General features: G+C 32.3%; 6 protein-coding genes. 4 read left to right on the top strand and 2 right to left on the bottom strand.

Annotated elements, in window-relative coordinates; all coding sequences use genetic code 11:
* The 3 genes from MSI_RS14785 to MSI_RS13210 form a co-directional block, all read left to right on the top strand.
* On the top strand, positions 1-396 hold a 396-nt coding region (locus MSI_RS14785), incomplete at its 5' end, for a hypothetical protein (protein ID WP_192807776.1).
* Between the two features lie 48 nt (positions 397-444).
* Positions 445-846: a helix-turn-helix domain-containing protein gene (locus tag MSI_RS13215; RefSeq protein ID WP_009108072.1), complete on the top strand. Its 402-nt coding sequence runs from the start codon at positions 445-447 to the stop codon at positions 844-846.
* A gap of 9 nt (positions 847-855) precedes the next feature.
* Positions 856-1,284 carry a hypothetical protein gene (locus MSI_RS13210; RefSeq protein ID WP_009108069.1) on the top strand — a complete coding sequence of 143 codons (429 nt, stop codon included), beginning with the start codon at positions 856-858 and terminating at the stop codon, positions 1,282-1,284.
* A 176-nt stretch (positions 1,285-1,460) separates the two neighbouring features.
* Here the strand turns inward: MSI_RS13210 and MSI_RS14415 are convergent, their stop codons facing one another.
* Positions 1,461-1,601 carry a transposase gene (locus tag MSI_RS14415; protein ID WP_009108067.1) on the bottom strand — a complete coding sequence of 47 codons (141 nt, stop codon included), beginning with the start codon at positions 1,599-1,601 and terminating at the stop codon, positions 1,461-1,463.
* 208 nt (positions 1,602-1,809) lie between these two features.
* Here MSI_RS14415 and MSI_RS13205 point away from each other — a divergent pair, with 208 nt between their 5' ends.
* Positions 1,810-2,832: an endo alpha-1,4 polygalactosaminidase gene (locus MSI_RS13205; RefSeq protein ID WP_009108065.1), complete on the top strand. Its 1,023-nt coding sequence runs from the start codon at positions 1,810-1,812 to the stop codon at positions 2,830-2,832.
* Positions 2,833-3,022: 190 nt separating this feature from the next.
* Here MSI_RS13205 and MSI_RS14595 read toward each other — a convergent pair whose 3' ends face one another.
* Complete coding sequence (locus tag MSI_RS14595; protein WP_009108062.1) at positions 3,023-3,199, bottom strand: hypothetical protein; 177 nt, start codon at positions 3,197-3,199, stop codon at positions 3,023-3,025.
* Positions 3,200-3,255: the final 56 nt, after the last annotated feature.

Genomic DNA, 3,255 nt, shown 5'->3' with positions numbered 1-3,255 from the left:
GATATGCCATATATTGAATATAAGGATGAAGGTGGTTATGTAAGTAATGAAATTGATAATCTTTTTAAGAAAAGAAAATATAATTGGCTTTATTTGAAGGTTGTAGATTTTCTGGATAAGCTTGCTGATGAAGATGATTTATCAGCATATTTTAATCAAGACTTATTAAAAGGAATTGGTGATGGACTCATAGAAATGAGAATTCCTAAAACTGATAAGAAAGGCGTTTTTAGAATATATTATTGTAATTCAGAATTAAAAAGAGAGTGTGGCGCTTCTGTATTACTGGAAGCTGAATATAAACATGGTGATCCAATGAAAATTGAGTCTGCACGAAAAAGAAAAAGTGAGTATTTAGAGAAAATAAAGAAGGAAAAGAAGAATGGAAAAGATTGAAGATTTTGTAAAACTCAATAAGGCTCTTGCGTCATTTATGAACGATTTTTGTTTATTGAAAGAAAAAATGATCTTTCTCAAAAAGAAGTTGCTGCATATGCAGGTACAACTCAAAGTGCTATATCTCGTATAGAAACAATGAATACAAATCCATCATATAAGGTTTTATATAAGCTTTCTGAGGCTGTTGGAGGAAATCTGTATTTGACGCCAATGGGGGATATGTCAATTACAGTTCCTTTTGGAATGCAGGATAAAATTAAAACAATTGCTGATTCAAAAGGTATTTCTGTAAGAACTCTTCTTCTTCAACTTATTAAAAAGGAAATCTCTGAAAATTATACTGCTGAACTTGATGTTCAATCTTTAAGTGATTTGGATTTTAGTAAATATTCGGATTTTGAAACATTACCAAAATGTTATGAATCTTTATATGAATTATGTGCATAGGAATGAAAAATGAATAACGAATACACAGAATTTGTAAAAGCCATAGAACTCTCAGCAGTTAATCTTGTTGAATCTCACGAAAAAGTTTTTTTTACTCCCTCAGATGCACAATTAGATAAAGTAAAAATTGATACTGAACATGCATATAATAAAGATGATCCAATAAATCAAGATTCAACTTTATTAAATCATCATAAGTATAAGTTTACTTTCTCTGTTGACGATAAAACATATTTTGTTGCTGAATACATTGTATTTATTGCATTTACAATAAAAGATAAAGAAACTGTTGAGCGATTATTAAAAATAGAAGAAATCAAACAGATGTTTATTAATAAACAGATTGACAGATTGGTTTGGTCATATTTACGAGGAATTGTAATGGATGCTTTTAATAAACATTCATTAAGACCTATCCCATTACCTCTTTTGTGTTAAACTTTATATTTGGGTGTTACGGGACAAAGAACTCGAACAATTGTCCCGTAGAGAGGGCAGCGGAAGACACCGCAGGCGGAGGCTGGAGCGAGGGGAAGACTTCCCCCTTTTTTATAAATTTTCATTTTCAAAAAACTGAATGAAGACGGCCCGAGAAATATTGCAAATCTTGCGAATCAGATTATACAAAAATGATTCATATTTCTACTGACTTTATTTTTCTGAGCAACATCGCTGACTGTATTTCCATCCTGAATAACTACCATTACCATTTTCAGCTTCTCTTCCGAGCTGAACTTTCTTCTTGTTCTTCCCATAAGGTGTACGTCCTTTTGTTATTATACACCTTATTAGCTTTCCTGTTTTAGTCCAAGTTGCGGTTAGGCATTACAATATTACAGATCTTTACCAATTATAACGTTTCTGGAAACATTTAACTTTTTAATAACACGACACCTCTTATTCAACTTTATAAACTTCCCCCAATACTCTATAATTTAACCATCACAATTTCAGGGGAAAACTATGAAAGAATCACCCGTCACTTTCATTTTAAGTTTGTTAAGCACTGTGCTATTTTTTTCATGTTGTTCTGTTTCAAGTAACAATACCTTCCAAACTAATGAAATCTCATGTGAAAACTACCGTGCCGCAATGCGGGAATTTGTAATTAAAATTTCACAAACTGCACGAAAAACAAAGCCAGATTTTATTGTAATTCCACAAAACGGGCAGAATGTTGCATGGGATAATGATGATGCGGATGAACTTATTCCCGATTCAGATTTCATAAGTGCTATCAACGGAACCGGGCGCGAAGACACATTTTATGGCATGGATAAAAATTACAGGATTGCAGATGGCACCCCCACACCAGTTAATCTTTCAAAAGAAATACAGGAACTGTGTAATGTTTACAAAGAAGCTGGAATTACTATTCTTTCTATAGATTACACTAAAGAAAATCAATCTAAAATTTCAGATTCATATGAAAAAAATGCCGCAAAAGGATATATCTCATTTGCTGCAACAGAACGTGCGCTTAATGTTATTCCAAATTATGAACCTTATAACATGAACACAAATAATATTAAAAGCCTAAATGAAGCAAAAAATTTTCTTTATTTAATTAATCCAAATAAATATTCATTAAAAGATGAATTTATCCAGGTGCTTGAAAATACGGATTATGACTGCCTTATCATAGATTTATTCTGTGCAGAGCGGATGCTAACCTCTTCTAATTTACAAAGATTAAAAACTAAAAAATCAGGAGGTTCCCGGCTGGTTATCTGCTATATGAGCATTGGAGAAGCCGAAGATTACCGCTGGTACTGGGAAAAATCCTGGAACGCAAATCCCCCAGCCTTTTTATGTAAAGAAAATCCGGAATGGAAAGGAAATTATAAAGTTAAATACTGGTATCCGTCATGGCAAAACGTGATATATGGTCAGGACGGATATCTTACAAAAATCGTAAATGCAGGATTTGATGGTGTTTATCTAGATATTATAGATGCATTTGAATATTTTGAAGAGCAGGAGTAGCAGGGAGGAGCCCCTCCCTACGCGCCCACTTCGTTGGTCGCTACCTTTCCTGCGGGGGACACCCCCGCAACGCCCCCCCCACATGAAAATTTTCTTTAAAACAAAAAAAATGTTCATTAATAAAAGAACTGCGTTTGTCTTTTAAAAGACTAATATAATTACAATTTCACTGTAATCAATTCATCAAATTTTAAATATGTTGATTCAAAAAACAGATTTTATTATTAATATTCGTTAAAATTTGTTTTGTCTTATTAACGTCTTTGGTTGGATACTCTTTTCTCAACAAATCTCCAAGATAATAATCTATAGCTTTATTTAGAGTTTTCATTTCTTCTTCATCTAATTCTAATAAAATCTTTCCCATTTTTTTTTGCCTCTTTTATTATCGCAAAATACCATTTAATATAAAATTTCCTTATA

This window comes from Treponema sp. JC4, from assembly GCF_000260795.1.
In the GTDB taxonomy this organism is placed as follows: Bacteria; Spirochaetota; Spirochaetia; order Treponematales; family Treponemataceae; genus Treponema_D.
This window is presented reverse-complemented; position numbering and strand designations above follow the sequence as displayed.

What these genes read in the sequence shown, in the direction of transcription:
- MSI_RS13210 (WP_009108069.1), top strand. Translation starts at nt 856, where the DNA reads ATGAATAACGAATACACAGAATTTGTAAAAGCCATAGAACTCTCAGCA.
- MSI_RS14415 (WP_009108067.1), bottom strand. Translation starts at nt 1,601, where the DNA reads ATGGGAAGAACAAGAAGAAAGTTCAGCTCGGAAGAGAAGCTGAAAATG.
- MSI_RS13205 (WP_009108065.1), top strand. Translation starts at nt 1,810, where the DNA reads ATGAAAGAATCACCCGTCACTTTCATTTTAAGTTTGTTAAGCACTGTG.
- MSI_RS14595 (WP_009108062.1), bottom strand. Translation starts at nt 3,199, where the DNA reads ATGGGAAAGATTTTATTAGAATTAGATGAAGAAGAAATGAAAACTCTA.